The sequence below is a fragment of the Bacteroidota bacterium genome (genome assembly GCA_039714315.1).
Classification (GTDB): domain Bacteria; phylum Bacteroidota; class Bacteroidia; order Flavobacteriales; family JADGDT01; genus JADGDT01.
Genome location: JBDLJM010000012.1, coordinates 17,560 through 38,614, shown reverse-complemented (window position 1 = coordinate 38,614; position 21,055 = coordinate 17,560). Strand labels below are relative to the sequence as shown.

Genomic DNA, 21,055 nt, shown 5'->3' with positions numbered 1-21,055 from the left:
AAAAGACAAAAGAGAAAAGATAAAAAGACAAAAGAAGTATTTGAAATGAAGTATAGAGGAAAAACACTTTGACCTTAAAGGGGGAAAGCATTTGAAAAAAAAAGTATAGTCTGAACACTGAAACAAGTTCAGGGTAAAAAAAAGCCCTCTTGGGGAAGAGGACTTAATTTTTGTAAAAAATAACTTTAAATAGTATTAATTCTAAACAGTGTTTTTTATTTCACTATTCCGGGGTAGACTTTAAGGGCAGCTTCCAGAATTTCGGTAGCTTCGATCAGATCTTCTTCCTTAAGAACATAAGCAATTCTAACCTGATTTTTACCTAATCCGGGTGTAGAATAGAAACCTGTAGCCGGCGATACCATTACAGTAGTTCCATTTAGGTCGAATTCCTCAAGTATCCACTGTGCAAATTTGTCAGAATCATCTATTGGCAATTCAGCAACACAATAGAATGCACCTTTAGGCATAGGAACTTTTACTCCTTCAATATTATTTAATTTCTCAACAAGAGTATTTCTTCTCTGTACGTATTCGGTTTTCACTTCGTCAAAATAGCTTTTTGGAGTTTTCAAAGCGGCCTCAGAAGCAATTTGTGCGTATGTAGGAGGAGAAAGACGTGCCTGAGCAAATTTCATTGCTGTAGACATAACTTCTTTGTTCTTGGAAACAATTGCTCCAATACGAGCACCACACATAGAGTAACGTTTAGAAACTGAATCGATAACAATAGCGTTGTCTTCCAGTCCTTCGATGTTAAGTACCGAAATAGGTTCTTCACCATCGTAAGTAAATTCACGGTAAACCTCATCAGCAATTAAGAATAAATCGTGTTTTTTAACGATTTCTTTCAACTGATTTAATTCTTCTTCCGAATACAAATAACCAGTAGGGTTACCTGGATTACAGATCATAATAGCCTTAGTCTTATCGCTGATTTTTTTCTCGAACTCTGCAATAGGAGGAAGGGCAAAACCGGTATCGATAGAAGACTCGATAGGAACAACATTTACACCATTTGCAGTAGCAAAACCATTGTAGTTTGCGTAGAATGGCTCTGGGATAATTACCTCATCCGATTCGTCCATAATACTACCCAATGCAAAAGAAATAGCTTCAGAACCACCTGTAGTAACAATCAATTCGTCTTTAGAAATATCAATATCGAATTGTTTGTAGTAGCCGGAAAGTCCTTCACGATATGATTCAAAACCTGCTGAATGAGTGTATTCCAAAACTTTGATATCAAATTCTTTTACTGCATCAATAGCTACTTCAGGAGTTTTAATATCAGGCTGGCCGATATTTAAGTGCAATACTTTAGTACCTCTTTTTTTTGCTGCTTCTGCAAAGGGAACTAATTTACGTACAGGAGATTGAGGCATATTTGCCCCTTTTTGAGATATCTTAGGCATCTTTTTTATTTGTATGTTTATATAAAGTTTATTTGCGACGCAAAAGTGCAAAAAAATCTTAATAGATAAAGGTTTTTTTTGAAAAAAATGACATCATTACGCTGTGATCTAATCTTCTGGCTAAGTGATAGTTACTGTGCGATGTTAATGCGGTATATCATGTGTAAAATCAGATTGTAGAAAGGTGAAAATAAGCGTTCAAGAAGTATGATGCTGAACATGTTAAATTAGGGTTAAAACATAGTTTAATTTATATATGATAACTATTTCTGATTATATTTAATAATTAAAAAATTAGGTGACAATATTGAAAATTATCCGTAATCATAGGAAAATAAAGAGTATGTCTGGTATTTATAAAAATACTACTGTTGCTATATTCTTCTTCTTTTTTTATGGAATTAGTGTAGCCTTTGCGCAATCTACCCCTAATTTGTATTTTTTGGAAAATGATCTTAAGTACGAAAGAATTCCTTTTACATTTTCCGGCAATCAAATAATAATTCAATTGCAATTAAATGGTTCAAAGCCTTTGAATTTTATATTAGATTCAGGAGTTAAGACCCCTATAATTATCGATGTTCCACAGTTTGATACCATAGAGATAAGAGATTACAAAAAGATAGAAGTTAAAGGTCTGGGGCAGGGAGATGGAATTGAAGCTCTGATTGCCTATGATAACCGAATAAATGTTGGGGATAATATTGTAAATCATAATCAGACAGTTATAGTCCTGCTCGAAGATATTTTCCATTTGTCTAATAAGCTTGGACATAATATTAATGGAATTATTGGTTTTGATCTTTTCAGGGATTTTATTGTAGAAATAAATTATGATAATCAGTATTTAAAACTACACGATCCCAAAAAATTTAAATATCCCAGAAGCAAAAAATATATTAGCAAGCCACTAACTTTTCACCGCGGAAAACCTTTTGTTAATCTGGAAGTGGAGTTGGGTTACCCGTCTGACAACAATACAGAAAAGAAAATAGTTCCTGTAAAATTATTAGTCGATACCGGAGGGAGTGATGCTCTGTGGTTATTTATTAATTCTCATCAGGGTATAGAAGAACCAAAAAAATACATAAATGATTTTCTCGGTAGTGGACTCAGTGGAGATATTTTTGGCAAACGAAGCAGGATATCCGGTCTTCATATTGGAGATTTAATTTTAGAAGATATTACTGTTTCTTACCCCGATTCATCGTCTGTGTCGTATGTAATGATGCATAAGGAACGCAATGGAAGCATAGGTGGTGCCGCTTTGAGTAAGTTTAAGGTACTTATTGATTATGGCAATAAAAAAATAACATTTAGAAAAGGAAGTAATTTTAGAAAAGGATTTTATTACAATATGAGTGGTATGGAATTAAAAATGCCTTACCCTGAATTTCCTGTTTATGAAGTGTCAAGTGTGAGAGAAGGTTCACCCGCAGAGGAAGCCGGAGTAATGGTTGGAGATATTGTGAAACATATTAATTATGGAAGTTCAGCATCGATGACTTTTCCCGAAATAATGTCAAAATTCAGGACAGGTGACAGGAAAAAAATTAAGCTCGTTTTGGATAGAAACGGGGAAAAGGTAAAAGTTACTTTTCGTTTAAGAAAAACTATATAAAAAAACTGGTTATCTAGTTTGTTGGAATTTCTATAATTACTGTCTGAATTTAAATTATAAGACATTAATGAGACTTGCTCTTTACAGCTTTAACTGAAGTAAAGGCAATCATAGTTGTCATCCATGTAGTAAGTGCAAACAGTATTCCGAAAACAACACTTCCGATCACAAATAGATACAGTTTTTCTCCTAAAAAATCAGTATTACTAAGATTAGTCTTTGAAAATTCAAACAGATAGTCAAACTTACCAAAGTTTATGAAATGTCCCGTTTGATAACTTCCGTAAATAAGAACAAAAACTATAGGAGGCCAACTGATGTTGGTCGCTGCGAAAACAATTGCCTTATTGAGTTTGAATAAGTGCGAAAGACCAATTGCAACAACAGACTGAAAACCATAAATAGGAACAATAGCGATAAAAACACCCAACGCAAGTGCAGTAGCAACCTTGTTTGGATTGTCGCTGTTTGACATGAAAATTTCCCTGAATACTTTTTTAGGACTTATATTTTTGATTTTTGAAATCATTCAGCTATTAATTCATTGTATCATTAACTCATTAAATCATTGATTTGGCGAAGGTAGTATTTTATGCTTTGAACTTGCCTCTTAGGAGCCTATCTTTGCAAATTAATTAAATAGTTATGCCAAAGAATTTCGACAAGTTATCACCTAAGGAAAATATACTTATTAAAGGAGCTTCGTTACACAATCTGAAGGGGATAGATGTAGCAATACCCAGAAATAAACTTGTTGTAATCACCGGATTATCCGGGTCTGGTAAATCCAGCCTGGCATTCGATACTCTCTATGCCGAGGGGCAAAGGCGTTATGTTGAGAGCTTGTCGTCATATGCCAGACAGTTTTTAGGCAGGCTTAACAAGCCAAAGGTAGATTATATAAAGGGTATTTCTCCTGCTATTGCGATAGAACAAAAAGTAAATTCTACAAATCCGCGTTCCACTGTTGGAACATCTACAGAGGTATATGACTATCTGAAGTTGCTGTATGCCAGAATTGGAAAGACTTATTCTCCGGTTTCGGGTAAAGAAGTGGAAAAACACGAGGTTTCAAATGTGATAGACTTTTTGAAACTGATGGAGCTAAATTCAAAAGTACTAATTATCAGTCCTGTTCATATTAAGGAAGGAAGATCGGTATTAGGAACACTTAAAATACTCGATCAGCAGGGATATTCCAGAATTAAATTTGAAGGAGACATAATAAAGATCAAGGATGCTGTAAAGCGGGATGATATTGAGAATTATCACGATTTTTCTTTAGTGGTAGACCGCATTGTGGTAAAGGACGATGAAGGATTTTGGAACCGTACGGCTGACTCTGTTCAAACTGCATTTTTTGAAGGGGCCGGCACTTGCTGTATAGTTGATGTTAAAACCAACACAAAAACTAATTTCTCCAATAAATTTGAGCTTGACGGTTTGGAATTTTCTGAGCCCAATACGCATCTTTTCAGTTTTAACAATCCTTATGGGGCCTGTCCAAAATGTGAAGGTTACGGTTCTGTAATAGGTATAGATCAGGATCTGGTTATTCCAAATACCGGTTTAAGTATTTACGAAGATGCCGTTGTAGCCTGGAAGGGAGAGAAAATGCAGGAGTGGAAATATCAACTTATTGATAATGCAGACAAAGTAGGTTTTCCAATTCACAAGCCTTATTATGAATTGAGTTCTGAGCATAAGGCTTTGCTTTGGAAAGGATGTGAATCTTTCAATGGGATTAATGATTTCTTCAAAATGGTTGAAGAAAATTCATATAAAATCCAGTATAGGGTAATGCTCTCCCGTTATAGGGGAAAAACTATATGTCCTGAGTGTGGTGGAAAACGTCTTAAAAAGGAGGCAGAATATGTTAAAATCGGAAGCAGGAGTATTTCCGAATTAGTAGAGATGCCACTTAATGAACTGAAGGTTTTTATTGATTCGGTAGAGTTTAATAAATATGAAATTCAGGTAGCAAAAAGACTTATTGCCGAAATAAAATCCAGACTGGGATTCCTGCTTGATGTAGGTTTAGGTTATCTGACTTTAAACAGAACATCGTCTACCCTTTCCGGTGGAGAATCGCAGAGGATAAATTTAGCTACATCTTTAGGTTCAAGTCTTGTAGGATCTATGTATATTTTGGATGAACCGAGTATTGGTTTACATTCAAAAGATACGGAGAAACTGATAGGAGTACTTAAAAAGTTACGCGATTTAGGAAATACAGTGATAGTGGTAGAGCATGATGAAGACATTATGAAATATGCCGATTATATCATCGATATAGGACCTGAGGCCGGAATTCATGGGGGGGAAGTAGTTTTCGAAGGAACTCATGATCAACTGGAGAAAGCAGATTCATTGACTTCGAAATACCTAACGGGAAGAATGGAGATCGAAATCCCGGCAATGAGACGTAGTTTTAAGGATAGTATTGAGATTATAGGGGCAAGAGAGAACAACCTTAAGAATGTAAATGTTAAATTTCCTCTACACGGTTTAACTGTAGTTACGGGTGTAAGTGGTTCAGGGAAAAGTTCATTGGTGAAAAGAATTTTATATCCCGCAGTGCAGAAACACATTTTAGGATATGGAGAAAAAGCCGGTCATCATAGCTCAATAAATGGAGATTTAGGCGAGATAAAAAATGTAGAGTTTGTAGATCAAAATCCGATAGGTAAATCTTCGAGGTCTAATCCTGTTACGTATTTAAAGGCTTATGACGAAATAAGGGACCTGTTCTCTAATATTAAACTTTCCCAGGCACGGGGCTATAAGCCTAAACATTTTTCTTTCAATGTTGAAGGAGGAAGATGCGAAACCTGTAAGGGTGAAGGGGAAGTTACGATAGAAATGCAGTTTATGGCCGATGTTCATCTGACCTGTGAGGATTGTGGAGGAAAAAGATTTAAAAAAGAAATCCTGGAAGTGAAGTTTGAGGATAAGACAATATATGATATTCTTGATATGACCGTAAATCAGGCAATAGATTTTTTTAAGAAACACGAGCAATTGAGAATTTGTAAAAAAATTAAACCATTGCAGGATGTAGGTTTGGGATATATCCACTTAGGGCAGGCTTCCAGTACGCTGTCGGGAGGAGAAGCCCAAAGAGTGAAACTTGCCTACTTTTTATCTAAAGGAGCCAAAGCCGGAAAGACACTGTTTATATTTGATGAGCCTACAACAGGATTGCATTTTCACGATATCAAAAAACTTTTGAAATCTTTTAATGCGCTGATAGAGAAAGGTCATACAATAGTTGTGATTGAACATAATCTGGACGTGGCTAAATCTGCCGACTGGTTAATCGACATAGGTCCAGGAGGAGGTGTAGACGGTGGTAAAATATTGTTTGAAGGTACTCCGGAAGAAATGCTTGAATCAGCGGATACGTATACTGCAAAATACCTGAAAGAAAAGCTTTATTAGGTGTTAGGTATTAGAGGTTAGACGTGTAAATATTTGTTTTTATTACGTAATTAATCTTTAGGAAATAAGCTGCGTAAATCAATATCCTATCATTTTCTATGATACATTAAATATATTTATTCCGGTATAGGAAATTAATATGATGCCGGTCATAAAATCATTGTATTTTTGCCCCAATCATAAGAGAAAAAATATGGAGATTATAGATAAATTAAATTGGCGGTATGCTGTTAAGCAATTTGATACTGAAAAAGCATTAAACGACGAACAAATAAGTAAACTTCTGAGTGCTGCTAATCTAACGGCTACATCTTTCGGATTACAACCGGCAAAAGTTGTATTGGTCGAAAATAAGGCTTTACGCGAAAAGCTTGTAGAATTTTCATGGGGTCAGAGACAGGTTGCAGAAGCATCACACCTTTTGGTAATTACGGTAAATGCTGAAATTGGCGATAATGAAGTTGATGAATATGTAGAACTCACGTCAAAGCAAAGAGGTCGTACCAAAGATAGTCTGGAGGGAATGTCTAAAATGATAAAGGGATTTTTATCAGGCATGAATTCTGAGCAAAAAAATGAGTGGGCAGCAAATCAGGCCCATATTGTTCTAGGTAATTTGCTTACAGTATGTGCTGTTGAAGATATAGATTCATGTCCGATAGGAGGTTTTCAGCCAGAGAAGTACGATGAACTTTTAGAACTGCATAAAGAGGGGCAAAAGAGTGTATTGGTGCTGCCTGTAGGATATCGCCTTAATAGTGATAAATATGCAGCTTTGGCCAAAGTGAGAATGCCTGATAATCAATTTGTAATTAGGAGGTAAATGGAACCATTAAAATATATTTTCTATTTCTTTTTAGTTGTTTTTATCGGAATCCAGTTTATAAGACCTGCTAAGAATGATGGGGAAGTAATTACAGATCATTCTTTTGTAAATAATATTGAAACTCCACAAAATATCCGCAATATGCTTTCTAATGCATGTTATGATTGTCATTCTAACAGTACTAAATACCCTTGGTATGCTGATATTTCACCGGTTTCATGGTATATCTCTGGTCATGTGGAAGACGGAAAAAATAAATTGAACTTTTCAGAGTGGCAAAAATATCCTTTATCTGAAAGAAGAAAGAAGCTTGAGAAAATATCTGATCTAATAAAGCGAAGATGGATGCCTCTACATGATTATTTAGGGCAACACCCCGAAGCTTTTATTAGAGAGGATGAATTAGAAAGCTATTCAGAATGGTTTGCCAATTTAGAAATTGATTAATCATATAATTATCTGAAATATACTAATTGGAAAAACCCGCTAATACCCGTGAAAAAAGACGTGTGTTAGCGGGTTTTGAATTGATAATCAGAGAAATAATTGCTTTGGTTATTTTTACGGTTTATAATTAGTAAAGAATAGCTATTATTTCTTTATCAGGAATTTTTCTGTTAAAACTATTTTATTAGCCATAAATAATTACTTTAGTAAACTGATAGTTCACTAAGGAAACCATGAGTATAAGCAGAAGAGACAGAGAAAAAGAAGTTCGACGTGAAGAGATGATCGCGGCAGCTGAAAAATTATGTTCTATAAAAGGAATTAACAGTTTTACAATGGATGATGTAGCCAGGTTATCTGAGTTTAGCAAGGCTACTATCTATAAGTATTTTGATTCAAAGGAGGAGATCCTATCAGAAATAAATAAAAAGGCTATTCGCAAACTGGAACAGATTATCACGGAAAATATTAAGCCGGAGATGAATGGTTATGAAAAGGTCAAAGCTTTTGGATCGGCTTATTTCGAATTTGCCTTAAAGTATGAACAGTACCATGAGTTTGTATCTATTTACGAAGCGGATAAGTATAAAATTACAGGAGAAGATTCGTTAAATAACCTGTATGTGTTAGATTCCATGATGATAAAAACCATTGAGGAAGGAATTTCGGATGGTACACTCAGGGGAGATATTAAACCTGAAGTATTGTCGAAAAGTATTTGGGCTATGACTACAGGACTACTGCAAATGTTGAGGTTACGGGGAGATAGTATCAGAGAATCTTATGGTATTGAGTTAAGTGATTTCTACAGGGAATTTTATAGTACAATTAAATTGGGGATTTGCTCAAAATAAAAAAGTAATTTTATTAGTATATAAACGAATTAACAGCAGATAATGGAGAAAGTTGTATTTGTAGCCGGAACGAGAACACCATTCTTGAAATCAGGTACATTTTATCAGGATATGATGTCTTACCAGTTAGGGGCATCGGCAATTAGTGGTCTATTGAGTAAAAGTGGAATTAAGCGTGAAGATGTAGATCAGGTAATTATGGGAACGGTAATTCATAATGTCCGTACACCTAATGTGGCCAGGGAATCGATGTTAGTTGCCGGATTACCTGCAACAATACCCGCAATTACTGTTTCGCAGGCATGTATATCTGCTAATGTAGCGATAGCACAGGCTGCCAATATGATAAAGCTGGGTCAGGCTGATGTGGTAATAGCCGGAGGAACGGATAACACATCTGATATACCAATTGGTTTTCCAAAGAAAATGCGTAAAAAATTATTTAACGCACGAAAGATAAAATCACCGGTTGACAGTTTGAAATTTATTGCAAGCTTGCGTCCTTCGGACTTTAAACCTGTAACCCCGGATATTACTGAGTTTACAACAGGAGTCACGATGGGAGTTGATGCTGACAGACTGGCTGCTAATTTTGGTATTACACGTGAGGAACAGGATATTTTTGCAGTGAGAAGTCATAATTTGGCAGGTGAAGCAGAAAAATTGGGCTATTTGGATGAAGAAATAAGTTCTACAACATCTTTTCCGAAAAATAAAATCGTAAAGAAAGATAATACTTATAGAGCTGATTCTACTGTAGAAAAGATAGCAAAACTGCGCCCCGCTTTCGATAAGAAAAACGGAACTCTAACTGCGGCTAATTCATCAATTTTAACGGATGGAGCAGCTGTAGTGCTATTGATGTCAGAAAAAAAGGCTCTGGCAATGGGTTTGAAACCATTAGCATATATAGAAGAGTTCACTTTTACAGCCCGTAGCCCAAAAGATGAACTATTATTAGGTCCGGCTTATTCCACACCAAAAGTTTTGGATGCTGCCGGATTATCGCTTAATGATATTGGAGTATTTGAATATCACGAGGCTTTTGCAGCTCAGTTACTTGCTAATTTAAAGGTTCTGAATTCCGATAAGTTTGCAAAAGAAAATCTGGGAAAATCAAAAGCCATAGGCGAAATACCATTAGATAAATTAAATATCCATGGAGGTTCTCTGGCTTTAGGGCATCCTTTTGGAGCCACGGGAGCAAGACTGTTGACAACTGCTGTAAACAGACTTCATCGCGAAGATAAGGAACTGGCTATGATTGCGGCATGTGCTGCGGGCGGACACGGACATGCGATGTTGTTGAAGAGGGTTTGAAAAGATAAAAGAATAAAGATAAAAGAGTAAAGATAAAAGAGGAAAGAAAAAAGAGTAAAGAAAAAAGTGGAAAACTTACCATGTTTTACGGTAGATAATAGACAGAAAGTCTAAATTCTAAAGTTAATACTTGGAATAAAAATCTAAAAAAAAATGATCACACAAGAATATCCATACTTAGAAATACAGAATAACATCGGAATTATCTGGCTTGATAAACCAAATTCAGAAGCGAACATTCTTACGATTGATGTTTTAGATCATTTTGTAAGCATAATAGATAAGATTGAAAATGATTCTTCGCTAATTGGTGGAGTGATTATCAGTAAGAAAAAAAGTTTTATGGCCGGTGCCGATATAAAGGCTTTTGTCGGATATGATAAACAGGAGGCTAAGGAAGCGGCATTAGCAGGACATTCAATCCTGAAAAAAATTGAAGATTTATCAAAACCTGTAGTAGTGGCTATACATGGTTTTTGCATGGGGGGAGGAACCGAACTGTCGCTTGCCTGTAAAGGTAGAGTTGCTTCTGACGACCCTTCAACAATAATGGCTTTGCCCGAGGTAAAGCTCGGTTTGTTGCCTGGTATGGGTGGAACAGTAAGACTTCCGCGTCTGGTTGGTTTGCAAAATTCTCTTGATATTATGCTTACCGGAAAAAATATTTTTGCAGGAAAGGCAAAGAAAATAGGATTGGTTGATAAGCTGGTTGATAAATCGAAGTTATTGGATTCAGCAAAACAACTGGTAGAGAGTATTGCCAGTAAAAAGTTTAAGAGAAAAGATAAAAGAACAGCAGCTCAGAAATTACTTGAAAGTAATCCGATAACTAAAAATGTTATATACAAGGAGGCCAGGAAAGCTGTGATGCGACAAACACGTGGTAATTATCCGGCTCCTCTTAAAATAATTGAAAGTGTAAAGTTCGGCCTGGCCAACAAACGGGATATAGCAATCGAAAATGAAGTTAATTTATTTTCAGATTTAATGGTCAGCCCCGAATCAGCCGAATTGATTCAGATTTTCCTCGGAATGACGGAATTGAAAAAAAATCCGCTTCAGGATAAGGTAAAAAAGGTAGATAATATATCTGTACTTGGTGCCGGACTGATGGGCGAGGGGATAGCTGAGGTTTCTGTTAATAAAGGCTATGATATAGTGCTAAAGGATATTTCTGACGAATCACTCGAAAAAGCACATAAGAATCTGTGGAAGAGCTTTAATAAAAAGGTGAAACGAAGAATTTTGAAGTCTGTAGATGCAGAAACAAAAATGAATAAAATTGCCTTTACAAAGAATTACGAAGGATTTAATTCAACAGATTTGGTAATAGAGGCTGTATTTGAAGATTTAAATATTAAACACAAGGTTATTCAGGAACTGGAGGAAAATATTTCGGAGGAAACTATTGTAGCTACAAATACATCAGCATTGCCAATTGCCGATGTTGCCAAAGGATCAAAAAATCCTGAAAACGTGATAGGTATGCACTATTTTTCTCCCGTACCTAAAATGCCGCTTCTCGAAATTATTAAAACAGATAAAACAGCCGATTGGGTAACAGCAACAGCTTTGGATGTAGGTATAAAACAGGGGAAAACCTGTATTGTGGTTAAGGATGGCCCCGGTTTTTATACAACCCGGATTTTAGCTCCCTTTATCAACGAAGCCTTACTTTTAATGGAAGAAGGAGTTCCGCCTCTGCAGATAGATAAAGCAATGAAAGATTTCGGATACCCTGTTGGACCGATTACACTGATTGATGAGGTTGGAATTGATGTTGGTGCCCACATTATGAAAGGAGGATTAAAGGAGATGTTCGATAAACGTGAGGTAGAAATCAGCGGAGTCCTGTTGAAGATGTTCGAAAAAGGATACAAGGGACGAAAAAACAATAAAGGCTTCCTGAAATACGAAAAAGGCAAAAAAATTAAAGGTAAGCTTGATGAAGGTTTGAATGAATTTTTCACTTTTGATAATACTTCGGTAAGTGATGAGTTGATTCAGCAAAGAATGGCTTCAACAATGGTTCTGGAGGCGGTTTACTGTTTGGATGAAAGAATAATAGAAAGTCCTCGCGACGGAGATATAGGAGCGATTTTCGGTTTAGGTTTCCCTCCATTTCTCGGGGGACCATTCCGCTATATTGACGGAAAAGGGCTGTCGGAGTTTGTAAAGATGATTGGGGAATTGGAAAAAGGTTTTGGTAAGAGGTTTAAGAGCCCACAAATGTTGGAGGATATGAAAAACAATAATTCTAATTTTTATTAGGATGCCATACGGGATATCAGTTATAGCTTTTTATAGAAAAAATGTTCAGCTAAATTTGCTTTGGGGAGCTTCCTTTGGTCGCTCTCAAAGCAAAAGTTTTACTGTTTTTTCAATAAAAAAGGCTGCCACTTCAATTACGAAGTTATCATGAGTACAAAATATAATTACTTGCGAATAATCCCTGGCACAAACAGTTTCCGGTCTTCGAATAGGTAATCATTATGAATTATAATTCTTCAGGATGGAACAGTTAATAATCATGTTTAAAATAAAAGAAGGATTAAGCACAGGATTATATATGTTTTCCTTTTATTTTGAAATAATGGACAAATGAAGTAATTTAATACTGTAAAATTATGTTCTATTTAGAATAAAAACTAACCTACAATGAACAATCATATTTTCACAGAAGAGCACAATCTGTTCCGCGAGAGTTTGCGTGAGTTTTTGCAGAAGGAAGTAGTTCCCAATATCAACTCCTGGGAGAAGGAGAAAACGATTCCTAAATCTATATGGAAGAAAATGGGAGATATGGGATATCTCGGTTTGATGTATCCTGAAAAGTATGGGGGTATGGAACTCGATTTTCTGTATTCGTTGATATATCTGGAGGAAACAGCTAAAGTTGGCTCTGCGGGTTTTGCAGCTTCAGCGGGTGTGCAGAGCTATATGGCTTTTGCTCATCTTTATGAAGCAGGAAGCGAGCTGTTGAAACAAAAGTATATTCCTGGTGCAATTTCAGGGGATAAACTGGGAGCATTGGGGATAACCGAACCGGGTGCAGGATCTGATGTTATGAGTATTCGTACTTCTGCAAGTGATATGGGCGATCATTATCTGGTAAACGGGTCCAAAATATTTATAACAAATGGTTATCAGGGCGATTTTATTACCCTGGCTGTGAAAACCGATCCCAATGCTGGGATAAATGGAATATCTCTGATAGTTGTCGATTTGGATGCAGATGGAGTTAGCAGAACAAAATTGGAAAAGATTGGTTACCACAGTTCGGCTACTGCCGAAATTTTCTTTGAAGATGTTAAAGTTCCTAAAGAGAATTTAATAGGCGATGAAGGTCATGGCTTTTTTTATGTAATGGAAAGTTTTCAGCTCGAAAGGCTTATGGCCTCTATAGGTAATGTGGCGGCATGTGAGTATACTATCGATATTACATTACAGTATATGAAGGAGCGTAATGTGTTTGGCCGTCCGATCAACAAATTTCAGGTCTTACGCCACAGAATTACAGATTTGTATGCCGATGTGGAAATGGCAAAGACATATATCTATCAGATAGCACAGGCATTCGACAGAAAGGAATATCTGGTAAAAGAATGTACTATCGCAAAGATGAAAACTTCGGAACTGGCCAAGAAGGTAGCAGACGAATGTTTACAGATGTTTGGTGGTTTTGGTTATATGGACGATTATGAGATAAGCAGAATATATCGCGATGCACGGGTGAGTACTATAGTAGGAGGCACAACGGAAATAATGGCCGAAATTCTGGCCAAAATAGTTGTAGACGATACGATGTATAGGTCTACCTATAAGGGAGAGGCAAAACACGAAGTAAAAGCCGAAATAGAAGAAGAGTTTAGTGAAAAACCCGAAAAGGCAATCGATATTATCAGGAGTTTGGCAAACAGGGTTAGAAAAGAAAAAGCTCATGGATATTCAACAGTTTTTCACTTTGATATTTCGGGAGATAATGGAGGTGAATTTACCGTATCATTGAAGGATGGAATTTGCCGGGTTAAGGATGGGTTAGAAGGCGAAGCCGACTGTAAGGTAAAAGCCAAAGACAAGATTTACGAGGAACTTGAATTGGGGAAACGTAATCCTGAAATGGCCGTAATGACAGGGAAAATAAAGATTTCTAACCTTGCGGAGATGATGAAGTTTACAAAGATGTTTAAGAGATTGTTTTAAAAATAATGCGAAAAATTAATCAGTTATTTCAAAGTCTTCCTATACGATTCCGCCCTGAAAAAGCAGGAAATCTGAATATTATTGTTCATTTTGTACTGAAGGACATAAAAGATACACATAAATTCAGCGTAAAAATTCACGATTCTAAAGTAGAAGTAAATGAAGGAATTTCCGGTGATGCAAATTGTATTGTAAAGTCAAATGTATCAACATATATAAAGCTTGAAACAGGAGAAATAAACCCACAGTTGGCCTTGCTAACCGGCAAAGTAAAAGTTTCGGATATAAATGAAATGCTGAGGTTTACCAAATGTTTCAGGAAATATAAAAAACAGGAAGGATCACATATTCTCAAAAAAGCAGAAAAGAAGATTTCACGCCCCGAAAAGGTAGGACCTTTGACCGGAGTCAGGATCTTAGACCTGAGCAGATTGTTGCCCGGGCCTATGGCTACACAAATGCTGGGACAGATGGGAGCAGAAGTTATAAAAATAGAAGATCCCGAAAATGGAGATCCTATTCGCTCTTATCCCCCTGTAGAAAATGGAGAATCACTTTATTATTTAGCGTTAAACAGATCAAAGAGGAGCGTAGCTCTTGATTTATATTCAGAAGAGGATAAGAACATACTGTTGAGTCTGGTAGAGAAATCTGATGTATTGATAGAGCAGTTTAGGCCAGGTGTTATGAAAGCTCTAAATCTGGATTACGATAGTCTAAAAAAAATCAACCCCAAATTAATAATGATTTCCCTTAGTGGTTATGGACAATTTGGAGAGTTATACTCAAGAGCAGGGCACGATATTAATTATATGGCTACTTCCGGAGTATTGGATTTAAACAGGGATGCTGACGGTAAACCGGTTGTTCCTGATTTTCAACTGGCCGATATAGCCGGAGGATCCTATATGTTGCTGACAGCTGTTACAACTGCTTTATATTCTGTAAAGAATACAGGAGAAGGATTGCATATAGATCTGTCTATGACAGACGCTTTGTTGCCCTTTACGACAATGAGTTTTACAAGAAAGAGCAGGGAAAATGATATTGGATTGTATAAAAAAGCACCTCTCTCGGGAGGTCTTGCTAATTATGATGTATATAAGACTAAAGATGGCGGCTGGATGGCTTTGGGGGCCCTGGAGCCTAAATTCTGGAATACATTTTGTGATGCAGTAGGTAAGAAAAAATGGAAAGCTTACCTTTTACCTGAAGAAGCTCATAAACATGGGTTGAAAACACAGGTGATTGAACTTTTCCTGAGAAAAACAAAAGCGGAGTGGACCGAAATTTCAAAAAAATACGATATGTGTTTAACACCGGTTTCTACTTTGGAGGATGTTCTTAATAACAATCACTTTCTGGAAAGGGGAGCGATTTTTAAAGATACAGATGAAGAAACATTATTAAACTTTCCAATTAAATTTGGGAAACTGGATTTAGGTGTTAATTCGTGGAAAGCTCCTTTACTTGATGAAGATAATGTGTTGGAAGAATTTGGGATAAAAAAAGAAGAGAATGATCTTTAATAATTAGCTTATTTTTTTATTCCCAGGATAGATTGGGCCTTAATAAGGTCCTTATGTTTTATTTGCAATTGAATACCTGCAATAGAAGCGTTAAAAACGGGATAAATAGAAGCCATATTTTCTCCAATGTAATGACATTCTATACCCGCACTCTCTAACTTAGCACCAATTATGTGAGCATCTATTATATTGTCAAATATCTGAAAAGTTATTAGTTTTTTATCGACCATATTCTTTCTGTTAGTGATTAGGTTTACTTATACTCTTAAAAATACTAAATATTTATGTGAAATCACCATTAAAAGAAAAACATTGCCTTAATCTGGATGAAAATAAATGGGGATAATATGTAATACCAAATACACATCAAAATACACTTGGTATAACCGAAACATAAAATTATTCATACAAGAATTAATTCAAAAATCTAAATTTTAGATTCATTATAAATTTCATGAGAAAAAATATATATTTGACAAACACATACAAAGTGTATATTGTACAATAACTGTAAGCCAACTCATAAATATGAAGACTTTATTAATAAATTTCCTATTATTTACATCTAGTTTACTATTTGCTCAAGATTATAATCCGGTTTTTGGAGAAGAATATGTTCAAGATTATCTGCCATCGATTGAAGTAACAATGGACCAGGCTGATTATGATTGGATGGTTCACCCTGATAATATTTGGAGCGATGAATATCAACATGCAACAGTTGTTTACAAAGGAAGCAATGGTGTGGAAATATCTTATCTCGATTTAGGTATACGATTAAGAGGAAATACTTCAAGAGCTAAACAGAAGAAATCATTTAAATTGCATTTTGAAAAGTTTACGGACGATCAGTATTTCTTCGGATTAAAAAAGTTGAATATTAAGGCTGAAACAAATGATCCTTCTGCTGTGCGCGAGCATATGGTAATGAATTTATATAGAGAGTCAAATATTCCGGTAGCGAGAGTTAACCATGTAAAATTGTATATTAATTCAAATTACATGGGCTTGTATTCAAGTATAGAACAAGTAGATTCCAGGTTTTTAAAGAGCAGGTTTAGTAACGATACAGGTAATTTATACAAGTGTGGATATGGCGCAGATGTAGCTAATACGGGTGAGGTTTATAATGATGAGATTTATGAGTTGAAAACCAATGAAGATGAAAATGACAGGAGTAAATTGGAAGCTTTTATTTATTTTATGTCAAATTCGTCTGATAGTGATTTTGAGAATAATATAAATAACTATCTCAATGTTGAAGATTATGTAAAGCAGCTTGCAATAGAGGTATTAACCGGGCATTGGGATGGATACTCATATAACAACAATAATTTTTATTTGTATTATAATCCCAATAAAAGCTGGTTTGAATATATTCCCTATGATACTGATAATACCTTAGGAATAGACTGGATAGATAGAGATTGGAGTGATAGAAATGTTTATGATTGGGCGAAACACGGGGATGCAAAAAGACCTTTATACAGAAGGATTCTGGGCATAGAAAAATATGCAAAGTTATATTCTCAAAGTATAGATAACTTTATTAAAACAAAGTTCAATACTGCTTATCAGATGAATATTGCATATACATATAAAGATCTTATTTCTGAAGCAATTTACTCAGATATATATTTTCTTTTAGACTTCGGATATTCTACCCAAACATTTGAAGATAGCTATACCGAGAATGCCGATAATCATGTAAAGTATGGAATAGAACCATTCATAGAAAGACGTGTAAACTCAGCGAAAGAACAATTAAAGCAGTCTCATCTTTCGATTGTTGACGAATTATTTAATTCATCAATTAGTGTTTATCCGGTACCACTAAATGACGAGAGAACTATTACTATTAGTACAGATATTTGCGGAATAAAAAGTATTCATGTTTCAATACGTAACACTCTGGGACAGGAGGTCTATCAAAATACTGTTGATATTGATAATTCAATAAATAAAATAAATCTGAACTCCCTAAGTAATGGAGTTTACATAATTAAAATTATAGATCCAGTTAGTTTAAAGGTAGCATCAAAGAAGCTTCTGGTAAATTAATGAGCTTTTCAAAATCGAAGGTCAATAAACTGTTGACCTTCAGTTTTCCATTTTTCGGTAAGTTGCACCAAATTATCTATGGTTATTCCTAAAAAAAATGAATTAGGTAACCTATTAAAAATATCGCTTGCACCATTAAAAAGTCTGTTTGCTGATTCTTTTTTGTTTTGTTCGTATTTGATTGCTCCGGCAGCTATTTTAACAAGAGCCTTGCAGTAATTTGCAATTGGTCCAACTCTTAAGTGGGCATTCCAAATAGCTTCAAAGTAAACGTGCGATTCCCAGTAATAACCATGATTGATTAAATCGATAGCAAAAAGATATTCTTTACTTTCAAAGAAAGATTCGAAATTAATAGGTTCGGCTACGGGATCATTTAGGTGCTGCCTGTAGCCACCGGGTTTATTTGGATTTACGTTTAATCCATGGATAAAGGAGTATGGAGGGAATGCTTTGCTGCTACAGTATCGTATCATTAATGCTAAATACCTTTTAAGTTACTGATGGGCGAAATTAATATTTTTTTTTAATAAATCATTACACCGATTAATTAGTCTACCTTTGTCAGCATAATTATAATATATGACATTTAAAGAGTTAGGAATTATTGAGCCTGTTTTAAAATCTCTTGAGATTGAAGGTTATACTCATCCAACTCCTGTTCAGGAGCAATCTATACCCATATTGTTAAAGGGTAGGGATTTATTGGGGTGTGCGCAAACAGGGACCGGAAAGACAGCAGCATTTGCAATTCCGATAATACAGCAATTGTATCTTGCAGATTACAGGAAAAACAAAGCTCGTAAAATTAGAGCATTGGTGGTTACTCCTACGCGTGAGTTAGCGATACAGATTGCAGATAGCTTTACTATCTACGGGAAATTTACGGGAATTAAGAATACTGTAATTTTTGGAGGAGTGAAACAGGGAACTCAGGTTAATGCCCTGAGAAATGGTGTGGATGTTCTTGTGGCAACCCCCGGAAGGTTATTGGACCTTATGGATCAGGGGTATATATCGCTTAAGGATATTCAGTTTTCTGTTTTAGACGAGGCAGACCATATGTTGGATATGGGATTCATTCATGATATTCGCAAAATAATTTCTAAACTTCCTCCCAAAAGGCAATCATTGTTTTTTTCCGCAACAATGCCGCCGGATATTGTAAAATTGTCAAACAAGATTTTAGGTAACCCGGAGAAGGTTACAATAGAACCTGAACGTACAACTGCAGAAAATGTAGAACAGTCTGTTTATTTTGTAGATAAAAGGAGGAAAGCCAGGTTGTTGTTGCACCTTATAAAAGAGAACTCAATAGAGTCTGCAATAGTTTTTTCCAGAACAAAACACGGGGCTAATAAGATTGTAAAGATATTGGATAAAGATGGAATAAAGTCTGCCGCAATCCATGGTAATAAAACTCAGAAAGCCCGACAACTTGCTCTTAATAATTTTAAAGAAGGTAAAATTCAAATTCTGGTGGCAACAGATATTGCGGCTAGGGGAATTGATGTAGATGAACTTTCGCATGTTATTAATTACGAATTACCAAATATATCCGAAACCTATGTTCACCGTATTGGTCGAACAGGAAGGGCTAAAGCCAGTGGTAGTGCAATTTCCTTTTGCGATGAGGAGGAAAAAGCGTATTTACGTGATATACAAAAATTAATAGGATTTAAAGTTCCTGTTATAGAGGAACATCCTTATTTGGAAAAATATATTGATGAAAAATTAAAGAGTTCACCTAAGTCTGATAAACCACATCATCATTCACGCAGAGGTGTAAAGCCCCGAAAAGGCGGATCTAATAAAAGCTATAGAAAGCACAGAGGTACCGAGCCTAGGAAGTAATCTTAATTCTAGGTTCATTTATTTTTAAAAAATATGCAACCTATTTCTGGAAATAACAGACTTTGATTTTTTTATTATTCGAACACTATATGTATCTTATCACGAGTATTTAATTGATTCCTGAGCTCGCTGATGTTAATTCCTAAATTAAAATCAGCGGGGAGTGAGTTTAGTAAGCTGAGGGTTCCTTCTAGTAGTCTGCCCGAAGATTCTATTTTACCTGCTTCTTCCTTAAAAGAGGAAGTAACCATTTTAATCATTGCTTTAAAAAAATCGGCAATACTCCCCTTACGTTTATGGGCATTCCACAGAGCCTCATAATATAGGTGTGCTTCCCAGTAGTATCCGTAATTCGTCAGGTCTATAGCGAAACGGTAGTTTTCGTTGTCCTGATAGTTGTTTCTTGTAATGGCTGTTGCCATCGGGTCTTTTTTTGATTCTCTGTATCCTCCTTTGCGAATCGGATCCGGATTTTTCCCCGGCAGATACTTGTAAGGAGGGAATTTCCTGTAGGGGCAATATCTTTTCATCTTATTTTAGTTTGTTTATATAAATTTAGTGAATACTTGGCTAATTACTATAAAGTATTTAAAATCAGATGATTACGCGAGTGAATTTAGATGTAAAGTTTTTGTTTTTTTAGAAATTTGTTAAAAAAAAAGCCCGGATAATAAAATAACTCCGGGCTTTTTATGTGTATTTTAAAATGATATATCAATATTCACCTTCTTTACTTTTTCCTGTTGTAACCAATGAAACACCTGAAGAAGTTCCTAACCTGTTAACTCCCATTTCGATATACTTCATGGCAGTTTCCAGATCTCTAACACCACCAGCTGCTTTAATCTGAGCTTTTCCGTCAACAGCTGCTTTCATAATCAGTACATCCTCATAAGTAGCCCCGTCAGTACCGAAGCCTGTAGAAGTTTTAACAAAGTCGGCATTAGCATTTACCGAAAGTTCACTTGCAATTCTTATCTCATCTTTTGTCAGATAACAATTTTCGAAAATAACCTTGAGTATATTATCGCCAATAGCTTCTTTTATCTCTCTAATTTCCTGTTCTACTTCTATATGTTTCCCCGATTTTAATAAGCCAACATTTAGTACCATATCTATCTCGTTGGCACCATCTTCAATACACTTTTTAGCTTCAAAAACTTTTGCATCTTTCGACATTGCACCCAAAGGAAAGCCAATAACTGCTGCAATAGAAATATCAGTGTTTTTTAGATTTTCTTTAGCCAAATGGACATAACAACCATTTACACAAACTGCATAAAAGTTATATTCTTTCGCTTCATTACAGAGCTCAACTATGTCTTTTTCTGTACTTGTAGCTTTTAAGACTGTATGGTCTATATATTTATTTATCTGCATAATCATCTATATTTTAAGGTTGTTCTTTCTGATAAATTTACGAATAATAGCTAAAAAAGGCTGTATAATTGTATTTATAACTTCTTATACAGCCTGTGTACTTA

General features: G+C 35.5%; 17 protein-coding genes. 11 read left to right on the top strand and 6 right to left on the bottom strand.

What is annotated here, in order from left to right; translation table 11 throughout:
• Window positions 1-215: 215 nt before the first annotated feature.
• The gene (locus ABFR62_02830) at window positions 216-1,415 is read right to left on the bottom strand and encodes a pyridoxal phosphate-dependent aminotransferase (GenBank protein ID MEN8137344.1); all 1,200 of its coding nucleotides are present in this window, start codon (window positions 1,413-1,415) and stop codon (window positions 216-218) included.
• A gap of 343 nt (window positions 1,416-1,758) precedes the next feature.
• On the opposite strand from ABFR62_02830, the gene ABFR62_02825 reads away from it, so the two are divergent.
• Window positions 1,759-3,036 carry a hypothetical protein gene (locus tag ABFR62_02825; GenBank protein MEN8137343.1) on the top strand — a complete coding sequence of 426 codons (1,278 nt, stop codon included), beginning with the start codon at window positions 1,759-1,761 and terminating at the stop codon, window positions 3,034-3,036.
• A gap of 64 nt (window positions 3,037-3,100) precedes the next feature.
• On the opposite strand, the gene ABFR62_02820 is transcribed toward ABFR62_02825, so the two are convergent.
• Complete coding sequence (locus tag ABFR62_02820; GenBank protein ID MEN8137342.1) at window positions 3,101-3,565, bottom strand: DUF2062 domain-containing protein; 465 nt, start codon at window positions 3,563-3,565, stop codon at window positions 3,101-3,103.
• Window positions 3,566-3,681: 116 nt separating this feature from the next.
• Between ABFR62_02820 and uvrA the strand changes: the two genes are divergently transcribed.
• From uvrA to ABFR62_02780, 8 genes are all read left to right on the top strand, one after another.
• Window positions 3,682-6,477 (top strand): excinuclease ABC subunit UvrA, encoded by a 2,796-nt coding sequence (gene uvrA, locus ABFR62_02815; GenBank protein ID MEN8137341.1) that lies wholly within the window; start codon window positions 3,682-3,684, stop codon window positions 6,475-6,477.
• 193 nt (window positions 6,478-6,670) lie between these two features.
• Window positions 6,671-7,300, top strand: a complete 630-nt coding sequence (locus ABFR62_02810) for an NAD(P)H-dependent oxidoreductase (protein MEN8137340.1) — start codon at window positions 6,671-6,673, stop codon at window positions 7,298-7,300.
• Window positions 7,301-7,750, top strand: a complete 450-nt coding sequence (locus ABFR62_02805) for a heme-binding domain-containing protein (GenBank protein MEN8137339.1) — start codon at window positions 7,301-7,303, stop codon at window positions 7,748-7,750.
• Between the two features lie 233 nt (window positions 7,751-7,983).
• Window positions 7,984-8,604, top strand: coding sequence for a TetR/AcrR family transcriptional regulator (locus ABFR62_02800; protein ID MEN8137338.1), 621 nt, complete (start codon window positions 7,984-7,986; stop codon window positions 8,602-8,604).
• Window positions 8,605-8,646: 42 nt separating this feature from the next.
• Window positions 8,647-9,924 (top strand): acetyl-CoA C-acyltransferase, encoded by a 1,278-nt coding sequence (locus tag ABFR62_02795; protein MEN8137337.1) that lies wholly within the window; start codon window positions 8,647-8,649, stop codon window positions 9,922-9,924.
• 153 nt (window positions 9,925-10,077) lie between these two features.
• On the top strand, window positions 10,078-12,195 hold the full coding sequence (locus ABFR62_02790) for a 3-hydroxyacyl-CoA dehydrogenase NAD-binding domain-containing protein (GenBank protein MEN8137336.1): 2,118 nt from the start codon (window positions 10,078-10,080) through the stop codon (window positions 12,193-12,195).
• Window positions 12,196-12,582: 387 nt separating this feature from the next.
• The gene (locus ABFR62_02785; protein ID MEN8137335.1) at window positions 12,583-14,127 is read left to right on the top strand and encodes an acyl-CoA dehydrogenase family protein; all 1,545 of its coding nucleotides are present in this window, start codon (window positions 12,583-12,585) and stop codon (window positions 14,125-14,127) included.
• A gap of 5 nt (window positions 14,128-14,132) precedes the next feature.
• Window positions 14,133-15,656, top strand: a complete 1,524-nt coding sequence (locus ABFR62_02780) for a CoA transferase (protein MEN8137334.1) — start codon at window positions 14,133-14,135, stop codon at window positions 15,654-15,656.
• Window positions 15,657-15,664: 8 nt separating this feature from the next.
• On the opposite strand, the gene ABFR62_02775 is transcribed toward ABFR62_02780, so the two are convergent.
• Window positions 15,665-15,886, bottom strand: a complete 222-nt coding sequence (locus tag ABFR62_02775; protein ID MEN8137333.1) for a hypothetical protein — start codon at window positions 15,884-15,886, stop codon at window positions 15,665-15,667.
• Between the two features lie 298 nt (window positions 15,887-16,184).
• Here ABFR62_02775 and ABFR62_02770 point away from each other — a divergent pair, with 298 nt between their 5' ends.
• On the top strand, window positions 16,185-17,717 hold the full coding sequence (locus ABFR62_02770) for a CotH kinase family protein (GenBank protein MEN8137332.1): 1,533 nt from the start codon (window positions 16,185-16,187) through the stop codon (window positions 17,715-17,717).
• A gap of 8 nt (window positions 17,718-17,725) precedes the next feature.
• Here the strand turns inward: ABFR62_02770 and ABFR62_02765 are convergent, their stop codons facing one another.
• Window positions 17,726-18,193 (bottom strand): DUF309 domain-containing protein, encoded by a 468-nt coding sequence (locus ABFR62_02765; GenBank protein ID MEN8137331.1) that lies wholly within the window; start codon window positions 18,191-18,193, stop codon window positions 17,726-17,728.
• Window positions 18,194-18,299: 106 nt separating this feature from the next.
• Here ABFR62_02765 and ABFR62_02760 point away from each other — a divergent pair, with 106 nt between their 5' ends.
• Entirely contained in the window at window positions 18,300-19,571 is a 1,272-nt protein-coding gene (locus ABFR62_02760; protein ID MEN8137330.1) for a DEAD/DEAH box helicase, read from the top strand.
• 74 nt (window positions 19,572-19,645) lie between these two features.
• On the opposite strand, the gene ABFR62_02755 is transcribed toward ABFR62_02760, so the two are convergent.
• Together ABFR62_02755 and deoC are read right to left on the bottom strand one after the other, a co-directional pair.
• Window positions 19,646-20,101: a DUF309 domain-containing protein gene (locus tag ABFR62_02755; protein MEN8137329.1), complete on the bottom strand. Its 456-nt coding sequence runs from the start codon at window positions 20,099-20,101 to the stop codon at window positions 19,646-19,648.
• A gap of 184 nt (window positions 20,102-20,285) precedes the next feature.
• Window positions 20,286-20,951 carry a deoxyribose-phosphate aldolase gene (gene deoC / locus ABFR62_02750; GenBank protein MEN8137328.1) on the bottom strand — a complete coding sequence of 222 codons (666 nt, stop codon included), beginning with the start codon at window positions 20,949-20,951 and terminating at the stop codon, window positions 20,286-20,288.
• Between the last annotated feature and the right edge of the window lie 104 nt (window positions 20,952-21,055).